We start from the raw sequence: 20,899 nt of genomic DNA, 5'->3' as shown, positions 1-20,899 counted from the left end.
GTTTCACGTGAAACACTGCGACCGCTGACGTGCTCGAGTCGATCGATCACGCGGCTTTGGCGATGGCGAAGTGCAGCGCGGACAGGGCTGCCGGGGTTATGCCGCGCACTCGCGCTGCCTGGTCGATTGTCGCGGGGCGCGCGTCAGAAAGGAGTTCGATCATCTCGGTCGAAAGACCCGGGACCGCAGCGAAGGAGAAGGCCGCTGGAAGGGCCAGCGCGCGGTCGCGGTCGAGCGATTGCCATTCGGCGCGTTGGCGTTCGAGATAAGGGGCGTAATCGGCATCGGCGATCGCCTCGTCGAGCGCGTCGTCGAGAGGGCCGAGCCGGTCGAGTGCGGCATGGCGGGTAGCGGGACGGCGGAGCCACTCGGCAAGTGAACGCTTGTCCGCGCCCGTACCGCCCAATTCATGCTCGGGGGCGAGGATAGTCAGACGGTCATGCGCGAGTTTGATCGCGCGCGCGGTCGCCTCGATCGCATTGCGGCGTGCATCGCTGATGCAGGAGGCCGCGATCGCGGCGGCGCCGAGGCGGGTCATGGCATTGTCGGCGCGCAAATGGAGGCGGAATTCGGCGCGGGCGGTCATCATTCGATAGGGTTCGGTGACGCCATGGAGAGTCAGGTCGTCGACCATGACGCCAATATAGCTTGATGCCCGGTCGAAGATGACCGGCGCAAGGTCGATCGAGTGGGCTGCGGCGTTGAGCCCGGCAACAAGTCCCTGCGCCGCGGCCTCCTCGTAACCGGTTGTGCCATTCACTTGGCCGGCGAGGAACAGGCCCTCGACGTCGCCATGGCCGAGCCGGGCATCGAGCCGCCGGGGATCGCAATAGGCATATTCGACGGCGTAGCCGGGCTTGGTGATCGTGGTCCGTTCGAGGCCGGGGATGGTGCGGACGAACGCTTGCTGAACGTCGGCGGGGAGCGAGGTCGAGATGCCGTTGGGGTAGACGTCTGACGAGCCAAGTCCCTCGGGTTCCAGGAAAATCTGGTGAGACTCGCGCTCGGCGAAGCGTTTGACCTTGTCCTCGATCGACGGGCAATAGCGCGGACCCCGCCCCTCGATCACGCCCGCGAACAAGGGCGACTTATCGAAATTCGCGGCGATCAGCGCGTGGGTTTCGCTGGTCGTGCGGGTCACGGCACAATCGACCTGCGGGAGACGACGGGCTGGGCGCAGCGCCGACATCGACCAAGTAGCAGGCTCCGACGTCTGGCGCTCAAGCACCGCCCAGTCGATCGTCCGTCCGTCGAGGCGCGGCGGGGTGCCGGTCTTGAGCCGTCCTTCGGCAAGGCCAAGCTCGGCAAACTGGTTGGCGAGGCCCAAGGCCGATCGCTCGCCCACTCGCCCGCCCGCGACCCGGTGCATCCCGCAAAAGAGCGTCGCGCCGAGGAAGGTTCCGGTGGCGATGACGAGTGCCCGACAAGCAAGATGGTCGCCAGTCGCAAGATCGACCCCGACGATGTGGCTGCCGACGACGACCATGCGCGCGACTTCGCCTTCGACATTGGTGACCCCTGCCTCGTCGACCATCCTGGAAATGGCTGAACGGTAAGCCGGGCGATCGGCCTGGACGCGAGGGCCGAAGACCGCGCTGCCCTTGCTGCGGTTCAGCATTCGCCGGTGGATGGTCGCTTCGTCGGCGGCGCCAGCCATGAGACCATCGAACACGTCGAGTTCGCGGACGAGGTGCCCCTTCCCGACTCCGCCGATCGACGGATTGCACGACATTTGCCCAAGGTTGGTGGCGTCGAAGGTGACCAGTCCGACGCGCGCGCCTCGCCGCGCCGCTGACGCCGCCGCCTCGCAGCCGGCGTGGCCTCCACCAAGGACGATGACGTCGAACATGCCGCGCCCTACCCTACCGACGGGCCTGCGGACAAGCGCGGCGATGTTTCACGTGGAACATCATTTGCCGAGGCAGAAGCGCGTAAAGAGCGCGTCGATCGCGTCCTCCACTCCTGCGCGGCCAGTCAGGCGGTCAAACGCAAGCCGGGCGCTGCGAAGTGTTTCCGCAAGGAGGACGATGTCGGCGGGGTCGCTTCGCAGAAAGGTGGACGCCTGTGCTATGGCTTCGGCCTGGCGACGGTTGAGGGGCAGACTGCCATCGGACGGGAGCAGCTGGGCGCCAGTGTCTCGCAACGTGATGATCAGGGCACTCATCCCTGCCCCCGTATGCGCGGATACCGGTAGGCCGGGCGCTTCGCCGCTGTTCGCAAGATCGGCCTTGGCGCGGATGAGGACTGCGCGCGAGTGTGGCGGACAGTCATCGGGGTGACCGAGCCAAAGAAGGATGTCGGCGAGCGCCGTCTCGCCGTGCGCACGCTCGACACCGAGGCGTTCGACGAGATCATCCGAATCGCGCAGCCCAGCAGTGTCGACCAGGGTAAAAGGCATCCCGTCGATCGCCAGCGGGACTTCGATCGTGTCCCGCGTCGTGCCGGCAATATCGGTTACGATGGCGCGCTCACTTCCGGACAAGCTATTGATCAGGCTCGACTTACCGGCGTTGGGTGGCCCGGCGATGACGACGCGAATTCCCTGTTTCAGCGGTTCGGCGCGCGGGCGGGCAAGCCACGCATCGAGTTCATCGGCGAGCAGGTGAGCCTGGGCGATCAGCCGGGCCGTATCGGTCGCGGTCTCATCCTCGTCGCCGACATAATCGATCGCGGCCTCGGCCTGCGCCGACAAGGCTAGCACTCGCCCCTGCCATTGTTCAACCACACGCGACAGGCCACCGCTGGCGAGGGCAAGCGCGGCGCGACGCTGGGTCTCGGTCTCGGCCTCGAGCAGGTCGGCCAGCCCCTCGGCCTCGGTCAGGTCAATCCGGCCATTGCCAAGCGAACGGCGCGTGAATTCCCCCGGTTCGGCGTGCCGAAGTCCGCATGACGTCAAGGCGTCAATTACGGCGGCGACCACCGCACGACCTCCATGGCACTGATATTCAACGATATCTTCACCCGTTGAGCTGTGCGGTGCATCGAAGCGGATAACCAGCGCCGAGTCGATCGGCTGGCCATCTCGGGGATCATGCAAGATCCGCAACGCCGCGAAACGTGCCTCAGGAAGCGACCCCGCCAGCCGCTCGCCAACGCTGTGCGCCATCGGGCCACTGGTCCGGACGATCGCAACGGCTGCTGGGGGGCGGCCGCTGCTCAGCGCGACGATCGTGTCGCCCGGCCGCATGTCAGACGAGGTGGGGAGCGACTTCGTGCCAGCCTTCCCAGATCATCTTGCCTGCGACATAGACAATCACGGCCAGCCCGACCCAGGCAATCCAGCGGAATCGCTCGATATATTTGGCGATGATGTTGGCCGCCACACCCATGAGGATGACCGAAAAGACGAGCCCGAAGGCGAGGATCCACGGATGATCGCGCGCTGCGCCCGCCACTGCGAGGACATTGTCGAGACTCATCGAGACGTCGGCGAGCGCCACTCCCCAAGCGGCGGCAGCGAAGGTCTTGGCGGGCTTGACCCCGCTACGCTCGTCGCCCGCGACCTCGGGCGAACCCGGGCTTGTCGTGGCATGGCGCAGCTCGCGGTACATTTTCCACGCCACCCACAGGAGGAGGAAGCCCCCCGCGAGGATGAGTCCGACAATCTGGAGCAGTTGCGACACGAGCAGCGCGAAAACGATCCGCAGCACCAGAGCCGCCGCGACGCCGATCGCGATGACCTTTTTGCGCTGGTCGGTCGGAAGCCCGGCGGCGAGCGCCCCGACGACGATCGCATTGTCGCCGGCAAGGACGATGTCGATGAGGAGAATCTCGACCAGCGCAGTGAGCGCGGCAGGAGTGATCAGCGAGGCAAAATCCATCGCCACGTCATGGGCGAGCAGGCCGCGTCATGCAAACCCCATCGCGCATGGAAATCAACCCAGCAGGCTGGTCAGCCCCTTGATATGGGCGTCGCCGACCCAGCCATCGTGGATCATGTTGCCCGCGACCCAGATGATCACGACAAAGCCGATCCAGCTGATCCAGTGGTAACGCTGGACGAGCCTGGCGACGAGATTGGCGGCGAGGCCCATCAGCAGGACCGAAAAGGTCAGCCCGATGAACAGCAGCGCAGGATTGTCGCGCGCGATCGAGGCGACGAGCAGGACATTGTCGAGGCTCATCGACAGGTCGGCCAGCGTGATCTGGATCGCTGCCTTGAGGAAGGATTTGCTTTGCGGCGGACCCTCGATGGCGGCCGTATTGGGATCGTCGGCGATCACCGTCTTCTTCGGTCGAAGCTCGCGGTACATGTTGAACGCGACCCACAGCAGCAGCAGCCCGCCGGCGAACAGCAGTCCGGTAACCTTGAGCAATTGCGTCGCGATCAGCGCAAAGCCGATCAGGAACACCAGCGCGATCGAGACGCCGAGGAGGAGTACCTTGCGGCGCTGCTTGTCCGGCAGGCCGGAGGCGATCGTCCCCATGATGACGACATTGTCGCCCGCCATGGTGAGGTCGCCAAGGATGATCTGGCCGAGGCTGGCGAGCCCGGTCGGGGTCAGTGCGGAGGCGAAATTGAGGGTCGGGAGCATCGAAGGGCCTTAGCAAGAAACCGGCAAACCGACACGCATGAAGCGTGCCGGATTTGCCGGCTCAGCTCTATTGGTTCATGCTCGCGAAGAAGTCCTCGTTCGACTTGGCGTCCTTCATCTTGTCGAGGAGGAACTGCATCGCGTCGATCGTGCCCATCTGCATGAGGATCCGGCGCAGCACCCACATCTTGGAGAGCGTAACCTGGTCGACCAGCAGCTCTTCCTTGCGGGTGCCCGACTTGCCGACGTCAAGGCTCGGGAAAATGCGCTTGTCGCTGACCTTGCGGTCGAGGACGATTTCGGAGTTGCCGGTGCCCTTGAACTCTTCGAAGATGACCTCGTCCATCTTGGACCCGGTATCGATCAGCGCCGTGGCGATAATCGACAGCGATCCGCCTTCCTCGATGTTGCGCGCGGCACCGAAGAAGCGCTTCGGCCGCTGCAGCGCATTGGCATCGACGCCTCCGGTCAGGACCTTGCCCGACGATGGCACGACGGTGTTGTAGGCCCGGCCGAGGCGGGTGATCGAATCGAGCAGGATGACGACATCCTTCTTGTGCTCGACCAGCCGCTTGGCCTTCTCGATGACCATTTCGGCAACCTGGACGTGGCGCGAGGCGGGCTCGTCGAAGGTCGAGGAGATGACCTCGCCCTTCACGCTGCGCTGCATGTCGGTGACTTCCTCGGGGCGCTCGTCGATCAGCAAGACGATCAGGAACACCTCGGGATGATTGTCGGTGATCGCCTTGGCAATGTTCTGCAGCAAGACGGTTTTACCCGTGCGCGGGGGGGCGACGATGAGGGCGCGCTGGCCCTTGCCCTGCGGCGAGACGATGTCGATGACGCGCGCCGACTTGTCCTTGACGGTCGGATCGAGCGTGTCGAGGCGCAGCTTGGAATTGGGATAGAGCGGGGTCAGATTGTCGAAATTGACCCGGTGGCGAACCGCGTCGGGCTCGTCGAAGTTGATCTGGGTAATGCGGGTCAGCGCGAAATAGCGCTCGCCATCTTTGGGTCCGCGAATCTCGCCCTCGATCGTGTCGCCGGTGCGCAGGCCGAAGCGGCGGACCAGTTGCGGCACGACGTAGATGTCGTCGGGGCCGGCGAGATAATTCGCCTCGGGGCTGCGGAGGAAGCCGAAGCCGTCGTTGAGGACTTCGATCGTACCCATGCCCATGATTTCAGCGCCCGATTCGGCGCGAACCTTGAGGATGGAGAACATCAGATCCTGCTTGCGCAGCGTCGATGCCCCCTCGATGCCCATTTCCTCGGCCATGGCGACGAGTTCGGCGGGGGTGTTTTTCTTGAGGTCTTTGAGATGCATATTGTGGCTCGATTGTCGGAGCTGAAAGGAAATTCGTCGCGCGACAGGACGCCGCTCGGAGGGGCGCGCACCAACGATTTCGTGAAACAAGCCGGCGCGGCCGAATAATTCGGCCCTAGGTCGCAGGTTTGGTCAAGTCAATATGGGGCGGGTTTCGCCCTTGTGAAGGGCAACGACCCTAAAATGGCTTCACAATCACCAGCACGACGATCAGCGCGGTGGCAATTCCCGGGACTTCGTTCAAGAATCGCAGTGTCTTGTTGGCGAGCGGGCGCTTTCCGTCGGCAAGCTTGCGACCATAACCGCCAAGCCACCCCTGATAACCCGTCAGCAGCACGACCAGCAGCAATTTGGCGTCGAACCAATGCTGGCCGAACGCGCCGATGTGGAACGCCAGTGCCAGCCCCAATATCCACACCACGACCATCGCCGGGGTCAGGATGATCGAGCGGACGCGGGCCTCGCGCTCGATCCAGTTGCGATCCTCGACCGATCCCGGGCTGGTCGCATGATGATAGACATAGAAGCGCGGCAGCAAGAACAGTCCCGCCATCCAGAAGATGACGAAGGTGACGTGCGCCGCCTTGACCCAGGGATAGGCGTTGCCGAGGAAGCCGATGAGATTGCTCATGCGGCTCCCTTTACCAGCGCGACGAGCTGTTCGACATGGGCAATCGGCGTGTCCTGCTGGATTCCGTGGCCGAGGTTGAAAATGTGCGGGCGCGTGGGGAAGGCATTGCGGATCCGCTCGACCGCGTGGCGCAGCGTCTCGCCCCCGGCGATCAGCGCCAGTGGGTCGAGATTGCCCTGCACCGGAAGCCCGGGTGGAAGCTCGGCGTCGGCCCACACCGGATCGACCGTCTCATCGAGCCCGATCGCATCGATCCCGGTCAACCGCGCATAAGCGGCAAGCTTGCCCCCGGCACCCTTGGGGAAGCCGATGATCGGGATATGCGGGTGGCGCTGCTTCAACGCCGCGACCAGCCGCGCGGTCGGCGCAATGACCCAGCGTTCGAATTCGGCCGGAGCAAGGCTGCCCGACCAGCTGTCGAACAATTGCAGCGCATCGACCCCGGCCTCGACCTGGCCTGTCAAATATTGAAGCGTGACTTCCTCGATCCGCTCGATGATTGCCTGGAATCGCGCGGGGTCCTGATAGGCCAGCCGGCGGGTGTCCGACTGCTCGCGGCTGCCCTGCCCCGCAACCATGTAGGTGGCAACGGTCCAGGGCGATCCGGCAAAGCCCAGAAATGTCGTCTCAGGCGACAAAGCGGCCTTGACCCTTCTCACGGTGCCGTAAATCGGATCGAGGTGCTCCATGGCCGGCTGGAGCGCCTCCAGCGAGCTATTCATCAGCGGTGGCGACAGCCGCGGTCCTTCGCCCGCGACGAACTCCAGATGCTGGCCGATTGCGTGCGGGACGATGAGGATGTCGGAAAACAGGATTGCGCCGTCGAAGGCAAAGCGGCGTAGCGGCTGGAGCGTGACTTCTGCTGCGGCTTCGGGATCATAGGCCATGCCCAGAAATCCGTCCTTGGTTGCCCTGAGCGCGCGATATTCAGGCAAATAGCGGCCGGCCTGGCGCATCATCCACAAGGGCGGCGGATCGCGTCGTTCGCCGCGCAGGACGGCGAGCAGGGGCTTGTCGGTCGTGACATTCGAACTAGGCGAGCTCGCCACTTATCTTCCTATCTTATAGATTCTTTAGAAATAGAATGAAGGAGTAGATGGCCGCTGGGTCGCGGGGTTTAGGGGCGCGTCCCGATTTTGCCAACAGCGCGTGCATCGGTGCGACTCAGCGGGGATGCGCGAGTCGCTCCTGATCGTCCCCATTATCCACAGCGTGGCGCCCGGCCAACACGGCCTGTGGATGGCGGTGGGAGTCAGCGGGGTGCCAAAAAGCGCCGATCGGTCCAGTTTGACCGCCCCCATGATCGCGCTACGGAACATCATGAGTTTTTCCACAGGGCTTTCCCGTTGACGGGCGCGACCACCATCTTGGCCTCGGGTAGCGCGATTCGGGCGGCGTTGCTCGACGGCGTCGGGCTCGATTACCGGGTCGAGCGGCCCGGGGTCGACGAGGAACTGCTCAAGGCGGGCTTCTCGGGGACGACCGAGGCGATGGCGACGATGCTGGCCGAAGCCAAGGCGGTCGAGGTGTCGGCGCGATTTGGCGGGGCGCTGGTCATCGGCAGCGATTCGATCGCCGAATGCCGCGGGGTTCGGTTCGACAAGCCCGTCAACCGCGACGAAGCCGCCGAGCATTTGCGCTTTTTTTCGGGGAAAGCGCTGAGCCTCGTCAGTGCGGTGGCGCTGGTCCGCAACGGGGTCGTCGGCTGGAGCCATGTCGAACGTGCCCGGCTGTGGGTGCGGCGATTGTCCGATGAGTTCATCGAAAGCTACCTCGCCGCAGAATGGCCCGAGGTCGGCTTTTGCGTCGGGGTGTTCCGCATGGAGGGTCGCGGGGCGACGCTGTTCGAGCGGGTCGAGGGGAGCCATTTCACCGTGCTCGGCCTGCCGCTGCTGCCGCTGCTCGAGGCGCTGCGCGAGCGCGGGGCGATGACGTCATGAGGGCGTACTCGGAAGTGATCGGCGATCCGATTGCCCAGTCCAAATCGCCGACGATCCACAATTTCTGGCTCGGGAAACTTGGCATTGAGGCGGACTATCGCGCCACCCGCGTCACGATCCAGGAGTTGCCGGATTATTTCGCAAGCCGCCGCACCGACTCCGGCTGGCGCGGGTGCAACGCCACCATGCCGCTCAAGCAGGGCATTGCTGCGTTGGTCGATGCGGTCGATCCCTTCGCCGCGCGCGCCGGGGCGATCAATATCGTCGTGCCTGACGAAGCAGGTTTGCGCGGTTCGAACAGCGACGGCGCAGGCTTTCTAGAACCGCTCGGAGAAATGATGCTCAGCGGCGGCCATGCCGCGCTCATCGGCACTGGCGGTGCGGCGCGGGCAATCGCCTTGGCGCTGACCGATGCCGGTTTCACACTCTCGGTCCATGGCCGCACCGCCGGATCCGCGAGCGCCTTTATCGAGGCGATCGGGATCGACGCCGATGCCTTTGCGATCGGCGAGAAAGGCCGCAACAGCGACGCAACACTGCTCATCAACGCGACCTCGCTCGGCATGACCGGCCACCCGCCCTTCCCGATCAGCCTCGCCGGCTTCGCCCCTGACACCGCCGTTTACGATATCGTCACCTCGCCGCTCGACACTCCGCTGCTTATCGACTCGAGGACGAGGGGAATGCGCAGCTTCGACGGATTGCAGATGCTGGTCGGCCAGGCAGCGGTGGCGTTCGCGCTGTTCTTCGGCCAGCCCGCGCCCCGTGAGCATGACGCCGAACTCCGCAGGTTGCTGACGTCATGACCATCAAGATCGCCCTCACCGGATCGATCGGAATGGGCAAGTCGACCGTGGCGGCGATGTTCGTCGCCGCCGGGATTCCGCTGTTCGATGCCGATGCCGAAGTCCGCCGGATGCAGTCTGACGGCGGCCCGCTGGTCGAGGCGATCGAGGCGCGCTTTCCCGGCACGACCCAGGGCGGCGCCGTCGACCGCGATCGGCTCGGCGCGCGAGTGCTCGGAAACCGTGACGACCTCGCCGCACTCGAAGTAATCGTCCATCCCGCCGTCCAGGCGGCGCGGGCCGCCTTCCTCGACGCGCACCATGGCGCGCCTGCGCTCCTGTTCGACATCCCCCTGCTGTTCGAAACCGGCGGCGAGGCAGCGTATGACAAGGTCATCGTCGTGTCCGCCCCGCCCGACGTCCAGCAAGCGCGGGTGCTTGCCCGGCCCGGCATGAACCGTGACAAGTTTGCCGGCATCATGGCCCGGCAAACTCCCGACGAGCAGAAGCGCGCCAGGGCCGACTTCATCATCGATACCGGCGGCAGCCTGGACCAGACAAGCGCCGAAGTGATCGCGATCCTTGCTTGTCTCGGGCTGCCAACGGGTCGATAGAAAGATCATGCGCGAAATTATTTTCGATACCGAAACCACCGGCGTCAATCCGGCGGGTGGTGACCGCATCGTCGAGATCGGCTGTATCGAGATGATCAACCGCGTCGAGACGGGGCGCGAATATCATGCTTATTTCCACCCTGAACGGTCGATGCCGAGCGAGGCCGAGGCGGTCCACGGCCTGTCCGACCGGTTTCTGAGCGACAAACCCTTGTTCAAGGACAAGGCGCAGGAGCTGATCGATTTCCTCGGCGACGCGCCGATGGTCGCGCATAATGCGGGATTCGACTTCGGCTTCCTCAATCGCGAACTGGCGCTGTGCGGGCGCGACCCGATCTGCCTGACACGGATGGTGTGCACCCTGGTCATCGCGCGCACCCGCCACCCTGGCGCCAAGCACAGCCTCGACGCGCTGTGCAGCCGCTTCGGGGTCGACCGCAGCCAGCGCGTGAAACATGGCGCACTGCTCGATGCGCAACTGCTGGCGCAAGTCTATATCGAGCTGACCGGGGGCCGCCAGATCGGGCTCGGCCTGGTCGCCGACGTCTCGTCCGACAGCGTTGCCGCGGCAGCCCCGGTCGACCGCCCACTGCGCCCCGCGCGACCTCATTTTGCGAGCGACGAAGAAATTACCCGCCACCGTGCGTTCATTGCCCGGCTCAAGCAGCCGTTGTGGGAGCGTTTCCTTACCGCAGCATGAGTCTTGACGCTGGCGCACCAGGAGAATGAATTTGGATATCAGGGTTTCAGGACACCAGGTCGACACCGGTGAGGCTTTGCGCACGCATGTCAGCGAGCGGATCAATGCGATCACCGACAAATATTTTTCCAAAGCGGTCGCCGCCAACGTGACCTTCGGGCGCGGGCCTTATGATGATTTCACGTGCGACATCGTCTCGCCCGTCTCGCAAGGCGTGGTGCTTAAAGCCTCCAACCGCGCCAACGACGCGCATGTCGCCTTCGAAGGCGCTGCCGACAAGATCGAGAAGCAGTTGCGCCGCTATGTGAAGCGGCTGCGCGAAAGGCGGAGCCAGTCGGCGCCTGACAACATCGCTGAAGCGCCCGCCGAAGTTCAGGCCAATGCCGGCTACACCATCTTCGCCGCCCCGCGAGAGGAAGAGGAGCCGATCAGCGACAGCCCGCCGATCATCGCCGAGACTCGAGTCGATATTCCCGAGGCCAGCGTCGGCGACGCGGCGATGATGCTCGACCTTCGCAACACCAACGCGCTGATGTTCAAAAATGCCAAGACCGGCGATTTCAACATGATCTATCGGCGGGACGATGGCACGATCGGCTGGGTTGAACCCGGCGGGGCCTGACAATCGTTGGCGACGGGCCTATCGGGCTTTCCGCAAGGAGAGGGCGAGGGCCTGTTCCAACGTATAAAGTGTCGGCTCATGCTGCTTTCCAATCTTCTCGATTTCGATTCGATCCGCATTGGCGTGTCCGCGCGGACCAAGCGCGGGCTGCTCAACCAGCTTGGGCTCGATGCTGCCCAGCGGCTTGGGGTCGATCCCGAAGCGGTCCAGAAATGCCTCGCCGAGCGCGAGCGGCTCGGCTCGACCGGCTTCGGCAATGGCGTTGCCATTCCGCACGGCAAGTTGGCCGCGCTCAAGACGGTCTTTGTCATGGTCGCGAAACTGGCCGAGCCAATCGATTTCAAGGCGATCGACGATGTCCCGGTCGATATCGTGTTCCTGCTGCTGTCCCCGACCGATGCCGGCGCAGAGCATTTGAAGGCGCTCGCCGCGGTCAGCCGGGTCGTGCGCAACGCCGCGACGCTCGAGAAATTGCGCGGCGCGCGAAGCCGTGATGCCTTTGCTGCTGTGCTGATGGAGGCCGACGAGCGTGACGCGGCCTGATCGCGCGGCTGGCCGGTGAGCATACCCCGGCTGTCGGCCAGTTTCGAGGCGACCGCGCTCATCCGGCTGACGCAAATCCACGGCGGATTCGGCACGGTCGTCCACAAGGGCGATGCCGAACGCGGCTCTTTGTTGCTGCTGATTGCCGAACGCGGGGTGCTGGCGACCGTGCTGGCACGGCAGTTCGACGGGCAAAATTATGCCTGGGCGACGCTTCCGATCGACTGCACCGATTCGGCCAAGACCCGATTGTTCCTCGAAAAACGCGCCCGCAACGACCCCGACGAATGGCAAATCGAACTGGACACCCCGTCCGCGCAACGACTCGTCGCCGAAATGACCGCGGCGGGTTGATCGCACCTGCTCCATGATGAACAGGAGATAACAGCTGCAAAGCGTAGGGCATTCCAGTCGGCCATATCGGGCCCGGAATGCCACGCAGACGGGGATCGGATCCGCGGGAATTTCTTGAAGGGCGCGTTTTCGCCCTCCTTTCCGCGCACGACGATCACCGCACGAAGAATTGGTTTGAATGTCCGTGTCGTTTCGCACCTCCTTGTTGGTGCTGGCCTCCCTGGCCTCCTCCTCGGTCGCTCCGGCGCAGGTTGTTCCTGCCGCGCTGACCGCCAATGTTTCGGCTCACGAGGCGCTGATTGCGTCGAACGAGCTTCCCCGGACCGTCGTTCCGGCCATCATCCAGTCGCTTCCCGAAGCCCAGCCGCTGCTTAGCGACTCGCCGGTCAAAGCCCCTTTCGATGATGAAAACGCCAATGAAATCAAATCGGTTCCGGGTGAAACGCTGAGCGCGATGGTATCGCGGCTGAAGAGCGTCACCCCGTCGAGCCGCGAGATCGAATGCCTTGCCGGCGCGATCTACTTTGAATCGAAGAGCGAACCGCTCGCCGGACAGCTGGCCGTCGGCGAAGTCATCGCCAACCGCGCCAAGTCGGGCCGCTTTGCCTCGACCTTCTGCGGTGTCGTGTTCCAGCGCGGCCAGTTCAGCTTCGTCCGCGGCCACTCGATGCCGGGGATCGCCCGTGCCGGTGCGCAGTGGAAGACCGCCGTCGCGGTCGCCAGCATCGTCGCCGCCAAGCTCAAGTCGTCGAGCGCCCCGCGCGCGCTGTTCTTTCACGCCACGCGCGTCTCGCCGCAATGGCACGCGACCCGCGTCGCGACGATCGGCAATCACATCTTCTACCGCTAGAATAGCGGAGATCAGGTCTCTGGGAGGGGACGAGCAGGGACCGGAAGCCAATGGCTTTCGGTCCCGCTTTGTTCTGGGGCTGCATTGGCCTAAAGGTGGCGCCATGAGCAGCGCTCCGATTCTCGCCGGGCCGATTCCCGATTGCTTCATCGACCTGCCGCCGATCGCGGGCGAGGTTGCGCGTGGGGTGACCCGACTATTCTGCCGCCGTGACTGGTTCGCGATGTGCGAAGTGCCGCTGCCCAACGGCCGCCGCGCCGACCTGATGGCGATCGATTCGAAGGGCCAGCTGACGATCGTCGAGATCAAGGTGGCCAAGGCCGACCTGCTCGGCGATGCCAAGTGGCGCGACTATCTCGACTATTGCGACCATTTCTTCTGGGCGGTCCCCCCGGCTCTCGCACACCACACCGACGCCGACAGCTTCCTGCCGAACGAGGCGGGGCTGATCGTCGCCGACCGCTATGATGCCGCAATCGTCCGCGAGGCGGCGCTGCGCCCGCTCGCCCCGGCGCGGCGCAAGGCCGAGATATTGCGCTTCGCCCGCCGTGCCGCCCGCCGCCTCTCGGCCCAGATCGACCCGACGCTGGGCGATATGAACTAACGGCGCTTCAAACTTTATTTGAAGACGGGTCCCGAGACGCTCTTCTTGGTCGACTTTACGCTGTCCATCATCCGCACCAGCTCGCCCGACCGCGCATCACGCCGAGCATAGTCGCGCGCGCTGTATCCCGCCGCCGAATCGCGCTTGTCGGGGTTGGCGCCATTCTCAAGCAGCACGCGAACAACCAGCGGCTGGCGCGCCTCGACCGCGACGATCAGCGGGGTTTCGCCAAGCTTGTTGGTGCGATCGACCCCGGCACCGACCGCCAGTAGCAGCCGCGTGCCCTCCAGCCAGCCCAGCCGAGCCGCGATCAGCAGCGGAGTCTCGCCGCGATTGTCGCCAACATTCATGTCCGCACCATGCTGCGCCAGGAAGCCGATCCAGCTCGCATCGCGCCGTCGCGTGGCAATGTGCATCGCCGCCTCGCCCTTGGCGCCGCGATAGTTGACGACGGTGGATCCCGTGCCTTCGGCCAGCGCGATCGCCTTGTTGGCGTCGGCATCGCGCACCGCGGTCAGGAAGCTTTCGCCGTTATTCGTGCCGAGTTGCGCCTGCCCCGGCACCGCGCCGCCGAGCAGCGCCAGCCCGATCACCGCCGCCAACATCTTTGCTCGCATCGAAAATTCCCCGTCTGGTCCGCACATGGCTTGAACCCCCGGCCATGCCAGCCCATTGCTGGCCCCGCCATGAATAATGCAACGCCTTTCTGGGAAAAGCCGCTGCGCGATCTCGATCGCGGCCAGTGGGAGGCGCTGTGCGACGGCTGCGGCCGCTGCTGCCTGCACAAGCTGGAGGATGAAGATACAGGCGAACTCCACCCGACCAATGTCGCGTGCAAGCTGCTCGACCGGCGCACGTCGCTGTGCACCGATTACAAGCATCGCCGCAAATATGTCTCGGATTGCGTAGTGCTCCACCGCGACCGGCTCGACGAGCTCGAATGGCTTCCGTCGACCTGCGCCTATCGCCTGCGCGCCGATGGCCAGCCGTTGTTCGACTGGCATTATCTGATCTCGGGCGACCGCGAGAGCGTCCATGCCGCCGGCCAGTCGACCCGCGGCTGGACGATCAGCGAAATCGACGCCGGCGAGCTTGAGCATCATATTGTCGATCGCCCCCTTTAAGGGAGAGGTCGTCGCGGGGGTCCCGCTGACGCTCAAGGTCCATCCTCGGGCGCGCCGGCTCAAGCTGCGCTTCGACGAGAAAAGCGGCGGCCTGACGCTGACCGTCCCGCCGCGCACCTCGCGCCGCGTCGCGATTGAATGGGCGACGAGCCAGGCCAAATGGGTCACGACCCAGCTTGCCCGCCAGCCCGGCGCGCAGCCGCTGACGCCCGGGGCAACCATCCCGTTCGATGGCGAGGAGGTGCGGCTGGCTTGGGCCGAGGGCACGCCGCGTATCGTCCGGCGCGAAGGCGATGCACTGGTCAGCGGCGGCCCGCGCGACGGCTATGGACGCCGCATCGAAACCTGGCTCAAGGCCCGCGCCCGTGACGCGCTGTCGACCGAAACCGCGATCATCGCCGCCGCCGCCGGGGTCGCGATCCGCAGCGTGTCGATCGGCGATGCCGATTCGCGCTGGGGCAGCTGCTCGGCGGCGGGGGCGATTCGCTACAGCTGGCGGTTGATTCTGGCCCCGCCGCACGTCCGTCGCTTCGTCGTGGCGCACGAAGTCGCGCATCGGCTGCACATGGACCACAGCAGCGCGTTCAAGGCTGCCGAGGCGCGCCTTTATGGCGGCCCGGTTGCGCCGGCCCGGCTATTGCTGCGCCGGCTGTCGCCCGTCCTGCGCCGGGTCGGCCGGGACTGACCCTGCCGGCGGCGGGGGTGTCGGCGGCCGCCGCTGCGCCCCGCGCTTGAGCACCTCGTCGAGGAAATCCTGGTTGGCCGACCCGGTCCCGTCGGAACGGACCCCCGGCTGGCCCGGCTGTTGCGCGGGCTGGCCCGGCTGGGGCATCCCTCCCGGGAAGGGCGCCGGGCGATCACCGGTCGGGATCGGATTGCCGTCGGCGTCGACCATCTGGCCCTCGGGCGCGATCAGATTATCGTCGATCGGCGCGCCCATCGCTTCCTCGTCGGGCTCCAATTGCCAGTCGGGCATCGGCACGACGGTGTCGAACTGCTCGACCGGACGATTGGCGGTCGCGACCAGCATGTAATCGTGGAACGCCCGCGCCGGGGCGGTGCCGCCCTGCAAGCCCGGGATTGGCCGGGCATCGTCGCGACCCATCCACACCCCGGTGGTCAACCCCGACGAGAAGCCGACAAACCAGCCGTCCTTGTTCGAGCTGGTCGTCCCCGTCTTGCCCGCGACCGGACGCCCGATCTGCGCCGCGCTGCCGGTCCCGGTAAGCACCGCCGACTGGAGCAGGTCTGTCATTTCGGCCGCGACCCACGGCGCAACCAGCACGCGATTCTCGTTCGCCTCGCGGTTGTAAAGCAGCCGCCCGTCGGCGGTGACGACCTTGCGAATGCCATAGGGCGACACCGCGATGCCATGATTATTGACCGACGCGAACGCCTTGGTCATCTCGATCAGGCGGACGTTGCTCGATCCCAGCACCATCGACGGGTAGGTCGAAATCTCGCTGGTGATGCCGAACCGCCGCGCCATGTCGGCAATCGTCGAAAAGCCCAGCTTGGCGCCGATCTGGGCCGAGATCGTGTTGATCGATCGCGAGAAAGCCTCGCGCAGCGTCACCTGGCCAAGATAGCCGCGGGTTGAATTGCGCGGCTTCCACCCCTGGATATCGACCGGCTGGTCGACCATCGTGTCGGTCGGCTTCATCCCGCTCTCGAGCGCGGCGAGATAGACGAACAGCTTGAACGACGATCCAGGCTGGCGTTCGGCCTGGGTCGCGCGGTTGTAGATCGACGAGACATAGTCGCGCCCGCCGACCATCGCCCGCACCGCGCCGTCGCGGTCGAGGCTGACCAGCGCCCCTTGCGCGCCACCCGGGGCATTCTTGTTGATCGCGGCGTCGGCGACCCCCTGCAACTTCGGGTCGAGCGTGGTCCAGACGTCGATCGGGTCGTGGGTCTCGTCAATCAGCGTGTCGAGCTGGGGCATCGCCCAGTCGGTGAAATAGCGGACGCTGTTCTGGCGCGGTGCGGCCTGCAACTTGACCGTCGCCGGGTCGACCCCGTCGGCAGCTTCGCGGCTGATGAAGCCATTGTTGACCATCGCCTTCAGGACGACGGCGGCGCGGCCCCGCGCGGCTTCGGCATCGGCGGTCGGCGAGTAGTTGGAGGGCGCCTTCACCAGGCCGGCGATGATCGTCGCTTCGCCCAGGCTTAGCTGGTCGGCGCCATGCCCGTAAAAGGTCCGCGCGGCGGCATCGATGCCATAGCTTCCGCCACCGAAATAAACCCGGTTGAGGTACAGCTCGAGGATCTGATTCTTGGAATATTTAATCTCCAGCGCCAGCGCCAGCACGGCTTCCTGGATCTTGCGCCCGAAGGTCCGCTTGTTGGTCAGGAAGATGTTGCGCGCCAGCTGTTGGGTGATGGTCGACCCGCCCTGCTTCCACTTGCCGGTCGAGACGCGCACCTGCAACGATCGAGCAATTCCGATCGGATCGACGCCCGGATGCGAGCGAAACCTCTTGTCCTCGACCGCAATCATTGCGGCGCGCATCGTCGGCGGGATTTCATCGTAGGTCAGCCAGCGCCCGAAGGTCGGCCCCAATGAGATCAGCACCGAACCGTCCGCGGCGCGCATGCGGATCATCTGGCCAAGGTCGCCGCGACGCTTGAGCTGATCGTAATCGGGCAGCTGCGATTCAGCGATCCCGACCGCAATTCCAAGGACGAGCAAGGCAAAGGCGAGGATCGCGCCCGCCCAGATGAAGAACCGCTTCGTGCGCGAGCGGGCGGTGATGATCGTGGCCATATCGGATGATGGTTAGGGGGCTCGGGCGCGGAAGGGAAGCACTGGTGCCACCCTTCCGTGCGGACGACGCGCGCTAAGCCTCGCCGTCCGTCGGCTTGAACCCGAGCGAAGCCGAGTTGATGCAATAGCGAAGCCCGGTCGGTCCCGGCCCGTCGGGGAAGACATGCCCCAGATGGCCCTCGCACTTGGCGCAGCGCACTTCGACCCGGGTCATGCCCGCGCTCTGGTCGCTATGCTCGTCGACTGCCTCGCCGACCGGCGCGGTGAAGCTGGGCCAGCCCGATCCGCTGTCATATTTTGTGTGGCTGTCGAACAAGGGCTCGCCGCACGCGCCGCAGACATAGGCGCCGTCAGCCTTGTTGTTGAGCAGGTCGCCGCTGAACGGGGCCTCGGTCCCCGACTTGCGCAGCACGCGATAGCGTTCCTCGCCGAGCAGGGCGCGCCACTCTTCTTCGGTCCGCTGCACTTTCGTCTCCGCCTCGCCGATGTCCGTCATGCTGCTCTCCGCTCGTCCGTGGTTACAAATTGCTTAACCCTCTTTCAACGCTTCGGGGCTAGCGATGGAGCCATGTTGGTCCGATCCCTGCTCGTTGCAATGCTTGGCCTCGCCGCTTCCACGCTTTCGGGCCCGGTCTCGGCGCAGTGCCGGCTGTGCACCGCGCCGACCAGCGAACCCGTCGCCGACACCACGCCCCCGGTCGCGCTCGAGGTCGAGGCCAACATCGATTTCGACCGCATCGTGCTAGCTGGAGTCGGCGAGGGCATGGCCACGCTTCGCCCCGACGGATCGCGCCAGACCAGCGGGACCATCGTCTCGATCGGCGGGCGGGCAATGGTCGGCAGCATCGTGGTGCGCGGCGAGGCCGGGCGCGTGGTGCGGGTCAGCCTGCCCAGCCGTATCGCGCTCCATGGCATCAACGGCAGCGAGATCGGGATCGAGCAGGTCGTCAGCGATCTTCCCGCCAGCCCGCGAATCGCCAGCGACGGCACCTTGTCGTTTCGCATCGGCGGCGCGCTGCACATCGTCGGTGATGTCGACGGCGACTATCGCGGCGACTTCAGCGTCGACGTCGATTACCTCTGATCCGGTCGGCAGATCGCTCCATTTCGCATTAATCCTTAACGGTCCGGCAACCGTGTCGTTGAGGAAAGGCGAAAGCCCGGACAGTTAACTGGGACCCCACGGATGACCGGACGAGCCGGCCGCCTGCCAGTTTTAATCACGTGGGGACTCAACGATGACCAATTTCAAGAAACTGCTGCTCGTCGCCGGTGCGACGACGATGTTCGCGTCGCCGGCGCTTGCCGGTCCGGGTTCGACAACCGCCGCCAGTGCCAACGCCACTCTCAAGGCCCAGATCGTCGAGCCGCTGACGCTGACCAAGAAGCAGGACCTGGATTTCGGTACGTTGGTCAAGACGCCGGCGCTGACCGCCACCGCTGTCACCGTACAGCTCGACAATAGCGGTGCCCTCGTCGGCGGTTGCCCGACCGGACTGCTGTGCAGCGGCACCACGACGGAAGCGCGCTTCGAGGCGTTCGGCACTCTTGGCCAGAACCTGTACGTCTACACGCCCGTTTCCGCCGTGATGACGAATGCCGCGGGCGACACGCTGACCTTCACGCCAAACGCGCGCACCGCACCTCTGCTGCTCAGCGCGTCGACCGGCCTGAACAACTTCGGCGTTGGCGGCAGCATTGCCGTTTCGTCGGCGACGAAGCCGGGCGTCTATAATGGCGCGATGAACGTCACCGTCGATTATAACTGATCGCTCGATCAGCCTGACGCCCGCTAGCCCGGGCGTGACCAGAAAGAAGGGGTCGCCAGTGATGGCGGCCCCTTTTTGGTCGTGACCCAGACAGTCCAATTCGGACCAACCGTAAACGTCGCGGTAACCATGATCCGAAGCGAAGCGGCAACCCGCGCTGGTTAATAGGACGGTGACCAAGCCGTGATGTCGCGGATGGCCCATACCAGTGGGGACTGTTTCACATGATCAAATTTGCTCGTTCGCTGACGGCCGTTGCCGTCGCCACCATCGCCTTCGCCGCGACCCCGGCGCTGGCCGTGCCGGTCGGCGCCACCGTGCCCGCCACCGCCAAGGCGCAGGTCGTCAAGCCGCTGACGCTGACCGCCAAGACCAATCTCGACTTCGGCACGGTCCTGCTGACCAGCCTGGTGGTCGGCACCACCTATAATGTCGCACTGACCAGCGCCGGCGCGCTCACCTGCACCGCCGGCCTGACCTGCTCGGCGACGGGCATTCCGGCAACCTTCACCGTCACCGGCTCGAACAATCAGAAGGTGTTCATCTATACCGCCGCGAGCAATTTCTCGAACGGCGTCACGACGCTCCAGATCACGCCGAGTGCGGCGGCGTTCGTGACCATGCCCAATTCGGGCAGCTCCGGGCTCGACTTCAACGTCGGCGCCGCCTTCCCGATCACCACGGCGACGACCGAAGGGGTCTACACCGGCAACCTCACCGTCACGGTCGACTATAACTGATTGATTACACCGACGATCCAGGTGGACAGCTTGGACTGAACGAGGGCTCGCCAGCAATGGCGGGCCCTTTTCGTTCGTCTGCTCACGCTGCGGCCGATGGTTAGCGGATTAATAACCATTTCAGAGGAAAAGCATCTCCACATTGGATGGAGATTTCCTCGTGACCCTTTTCCCGCGTTTCGCTGCCCGCTTCCTCGCCATTGCCCTCGTCGCCCCGCTGGCCTTTTCCGCGATTCCGGCCAGCGCCGGCATCGGCGACCTGCTCGTCGCGCCGACGCGGATCATCCTCAACGGCAGCCGCGGCACCCAGATCATCCTCAACAATATCGGCGATGACGTCGCCACCTATCGCGTCAGCCTGGAAATTCGCCGGATGAACCCCGACGGCTCGCTCAGCGACGTCGCCGCCCCGAGCGCCGCCGAAAAGGCCGCCGAGGACATGATCCTTTACGCCCCGCGCAAGATCACGCTTCCGCCCAACCAGCCACAGACGATCAACATTGCTGCGCGCGCGCCTGCCGGGCTCGCCGACGGCGAATATCGCGTCCATCTGCTGTTCCGCGCCATCCCCGCGCCGCACCCCGTCACCGCCCAGCAAAGCGCCGCCAAGGGCATCAGCTTCCAGCTCACCCCGGTCTATGGCGTGACCATCCCGGTCATCGTCCGGTTGGGCTCGCTCAGCGCCAAGGCCGGGATCGCCAATGTCCACATGGCCAAGGAGGGCGGCAAGCCCGCCGTGGCGATGGACCTGACCCGTTCGGGCAGCCGCTCGACCTTCGGCGAAGTGCGGGTGCTGAAGGCCGGGATCAAGGATCCGATCGCGGTCCAGCGCGGGATCGCCGTCTATACCGAAATCGGCCAGCGCAGCGTCTCGATCCCGGTCGCCGACAAGCTCGCGTCCGCCGCCACTGGCCCGGTCACCATCCAGTATATCGAAACCACCGAGGCCGGCCCGCAGGTCATCGCCGAGACCAGCGCGATCCTGCGCTAGGTCGCC

25 protein-coding genes are annotated in these 20,899 nt (G+C 65.1%); 15 read left to right on the top strand and 10 right to left on the bottom strand.

What is annotated here, in order from left to right; genetic code table 11:
• Window positions 1-46: 46 nt before the first annotated feature.
• The 7 genes from mnmG to hemE form a co-directional block, all read right to left on the bottom strand.
• On the bottom strand, window positions 47-1,849 hold the full coding sequence (mnmG, locus tag U1700_RS04790) for a tRNA uridine-5-carboxymethylaminomethyl(34) synthesis enzyme MnmG (protein WP_332750605.1): 1,803 nt from the start codon (window positions 1,847-1,849) through the stop codon (window positions 47-49).
• Window positions 1,850-1,909: 60 nt separating this feature from the next.
• Complete coding sequence (mnmE, locus tag U1700_RS04785) at window positions 1,910-3,187, bottom strand: tRNA uridine-5-carboxymethylaminomethyl(34) synthesis GTPase MnmE (RefSeq protein ID WP_332750604.1); 1,278 nt, start codon at window positions 3,185-3,187, stop codon at window positions 1,910-1,912.
• A gap of 1 nt (window position 3,188) precedes the next feature.
• The gene (locus U1700_RS04780; protein ID WP_332750601.1) at window positions 3,189-3,821 is read right to left on the bottom strand and encodes a TerC family protein; all 633 of its coding nucleotides are present in this window, start codon (window positions 3,819-3,821) and stop codon (window positions 3,189-3,191) included.
• A 54-nt stretch (window positions 3,822-3,875) separates the two neighbouring features.
• On the bottom strand, window positions 3,876-4,535 hold the full coding sequence (locus tag U1700_RS04775; RefSeq protein WP_332750599.1) for a YjbE family putative metal transport protein: 660 nt from the start codon (window positions 4,533-4,535) through the stop codon (window positions 3,876-3,878).
• Window positions 4,536-4,602: 67 nt separating this feature from the next.
• Window positions 4,603-5,859 (bottom strand): transcription termination factor Rho, encoded by a 1,257-nt coding sequence (gene rho, locus U1700_RS04770; RefSeq protein ID WP_332750597.1) that lies wholly within the window; start codon window positions 5,857-5,859, stop codon window positions 4,603-4,605.
• 178 nt (window positions 5,860-6,037) lie between these two features.
• Entirely contained in the window at window positions 6,038-6,490 is a 453-nt protein-coding gene (locus U1700_RS04765) for a CopD family protein (protein ID WP_332750595.1), read from the bottom strand.
• Window positions 6,487-7,539 (bottom strand): uroporphyrinogen decarboxylase, encoded by a 1,053-nt coding sequence (hemE, locus tag U1700_RS04760; protein WP_332750593.1) that lies wholly within the window; start codon window positions 7,537-7,539, stop codon window positions 6,487-6,489. The genes U1700_RS04765 and hemE overlap by 4 nt, the downstream gene beginning before the upstream one ends.
• Before the next feature lie 297 nt (window positions 7,540-7,836).
• On the opposite strand from hemE, the gene U1700_RS04755 reads away from it, so the two are divergent.
• The 9 genes from U1700_RS04755 (at window position 7,837) to U1700_RS04715 (ending at window position 13,502) form a co-directional block, all read left to right on the top strand.
• Window positions 7,837-8,430, top strand: coding sequence for a Maf family protein (locus U1700_RS04755; RefSeq protein WP_332750591.1), 594 nt, complete (start codon window positions 7,837-7,839; stop codon window positions 8,428-8,430).
• A complete protein-coding gene (locus tag U1700_RS04750) occupies window positions 8,427-9,236 on the top strand; it encodes a shikimate dehydrogenase family protein (protein WP_332750589.1) in 810 nt (269 codons plus the stop codon). Before U1700_RS04755 ends, U1700_RS04750 begins: the two co-directional genes overlap by 4 nt.
• Window positions 9,233-9,829, top strand: coding sequence for a dephospho-CoA kinase (coaE, locus tag U1700_RS04745; RefSeq protein WP_332750588.1), 597 nt, complete (start codon window positions 9,233-9,235; stop codon window positions 9,827-9,829). Before U1700_RS04750 ends, coaE begins: the two co-directional genes overlap by 4 nt.
• A 7-nt stretch (window positions 9,830-9,836) precedes the next feature.
• A complete protein-coding gene (dnaQ, locus tag U1700_RS04740; RefSeq protein WP_332750587.1) occupies window positions 9,837-10,529 on the top strand; it encodes a DNA polymerase III subunit epsilon in 693 nt (230 codons plus the stop codon).
• Window positions 10,530-10,560: 31 nt separating this feature from the next.
• Window positions 10,561-11,151, top strand: a complete 591-nt coding sequence (hpf, locus tag U1700_RS04735) for a ribosome hibernation-promoting factor, HPF/YfiA family (protein ID WP_332750586.1) — start codon at window positions 10,561-10,563, stop codon at window positions 11,149-11,151.
• A 78-nt stretch (window positions 11,152-11,229) separates the two neighbouring features.
• Entirely contained in the window at window positions 11,230-11,694 is a 465-nt protein-coding gene (locus tag U1700_RS04730) for a PTS sugar transporter subunit IIA (RefSeq protein ID WP_332750585.1), read from the top strand.
• A 15-nt stretch (window positions 11,695-11,709) separates the two neighbouring features.
• Window positions 11,710-12,048 carry a DUF1491 family protein gene (locus U1700_RS04725; protein ID WP_332750583.1) on the top strand — a complete coding sequence of 113 codons (339 nt, stop codon included), beginning with the start codon at window positions 11,710-11,712 and terminating at the stop codon, window positions 12,046-12,048.
• Window positions 12,049-12,256: 208 nt separating this feature from the next.
• Window positions 12,257-12,898 (top strand): cell wall hydrolase, encoded by a 642-nt coding sequence (locus U1700_RS04720; protein ID WP_332750582.1) that lies wholly within the window; start codon window positions 12,257-12,259, stop codon window positions 12,896-12,898.
• A gap of 103 nt (window positions 12,899-13,001) precedes the next feature.
• The gene (locus U1700_RS04715) at window positions 13,002-13,502 is read left to right on the top strand and encodes an MmcB family DNA repair protein (RefSeq protein WP_332750580.1); all 501 of its coding nucleotides are present in this window, start codon (window positions 13,002-13,004) and stop codon (window positions 13,500-13,502) included.
• Between the two features lie 14 nt (window positions 13,503-13,516).
• Here the strand turns inward: U1700_RS04715 and U1700_RS04710 are convergent, their stop codons facing one another.
• The gene (locus tag U1700_RS04710) at window positions 13,517-14,119 is read right to left on the bottom strand and encodes an ankyrin repeat domain-containing protein (protein ID WP_332750579.1); all 603 of its coding nucleotides are present in this window, start codon (window positions 14,117-14,119) and stop codon (window positions 13,517-13,519) included.
• 69 nt (window positions 14,120-14,188) lie between these two features.
• Between U1700_RS04710 and U1700_RS04705 the strand changes: the two genes are divergently transcribed.
• On the top strand, window positions 14,189-14,626 hold the full coding sequence (locus U1700_RS04705; RefSeq protein ID WP_332750577.1) for a YcgN family cysteine cluster protein: 438 nt from the start codon (window positions 14,189-14,191) through the stop codon (window positions 14,624-14,626).
• Entirely contained in the window at window positions 14,607-15,311 is a 705-nt protein-coding gene (locus tag U1700_RS04700) for a M48 family metallopeptidase (RefSeq protein ID WP_332750576.1), read from the top strand. The genes U1700_RS04705 and U1700_RS04700 overlap by 20 nt, the downstream gene beginning before the upstream one ends.
• Here U1700_RS04700 and U1700_RS04695 read toward each other — a convergent pair.
• Window positions 15,261-17,393 (bottom strand): transglycosylase domain-containing protein, encoded by a 2,133-nt coding sequence (locus U1700_RS04695; protein ID WP_332750575.1) that lies wholly within the window; start codon window positions 17,391-17,393, stop codon window positions 15,261-15,263. The two genes, U1700_RS04700 and U1700_RS04695, sit on opposite strands and share 51 nt — an antisense overlap.
• A 73-nt stretch (window positions 17,394-17,466) precedes the next feature.
• Window positions 17,467-17,889 (bottom strand): peptide-methionine (R)-S-oxide reductase MsrB, encoded by a 423-nt coding sequence (gene msrB, locus U1700_RS04690; RefSeq protein ID WP_332750573.1) that lies wholly within the window; start codon window positions 17,887-17,889, stop codon window positions 17,467-17,469.
• Between the two features lie 72 nt (window positions 17,890-17,961).
• Between msrB and U1700_RS04685 the strand changes: the two genes are divergently transcribed.
• From U1700_RS04685 to U1700_RS04670, 4 genes are all read left to right on the top strand, one after another.
• A complete protein-coding gene (locus U1700_RS04685) occupies window positions 17,962-18,477 on the top strand; it encodes a DUF4402 domain-containing protein (RefSeq protein WP_332750570.1) in 516 nt (171 codons plus the stop codon).
• A 154-nt stretch (window positions 18,478-18,631) separates the two neighbouring features.
• Window positions 18,632-19,162, top strand: a complete 531-nt coding sequence (locus U1700_RS04680) for a DUF4402 domain-containing protein (RefSeq protein ID WP_332750568.1) — start codon at window positions 18,632-18,634, stop codon at window positions 19,160-19,162.
• Between the two features lie 224 nt (window positions 19,163-19,386).
• Entirely contained in the window at window positions 19,387-19,902 is a 516-nt protein-coding gene (locus tag U1700_RS04675; RefSeq protein ID WP_332750566.1) for a DUF4402 domain-containing protein, read from the top strand.
• Window positions 19,903-20,062: 160 nt separating this feature from the next.
• Entirely contained in the window at window positions 20,063-20,893 is an 831-nt protein-coding gene (locus U1700_RS04670) for a molecular chaperone (RefSeq protein WP_332750564.1), read from the top strand.
• Window positions 20,894-20,899: the final 6 nt, after the last annotated feature.

The organism is Sphingomonas sp. RB1R13 (genome assembly GCF_036663775.1).
GTDB lineage: Bacteria > Pseudomonadota > Alphaproteobacteria > Sphingomonadales > Sphingomonadaceae > Sphingomicrobium.
Note: the sequence above shows the minus strand (reverse complement) of the source record. Positions and strands in the feature narration are given on the sequence as shown.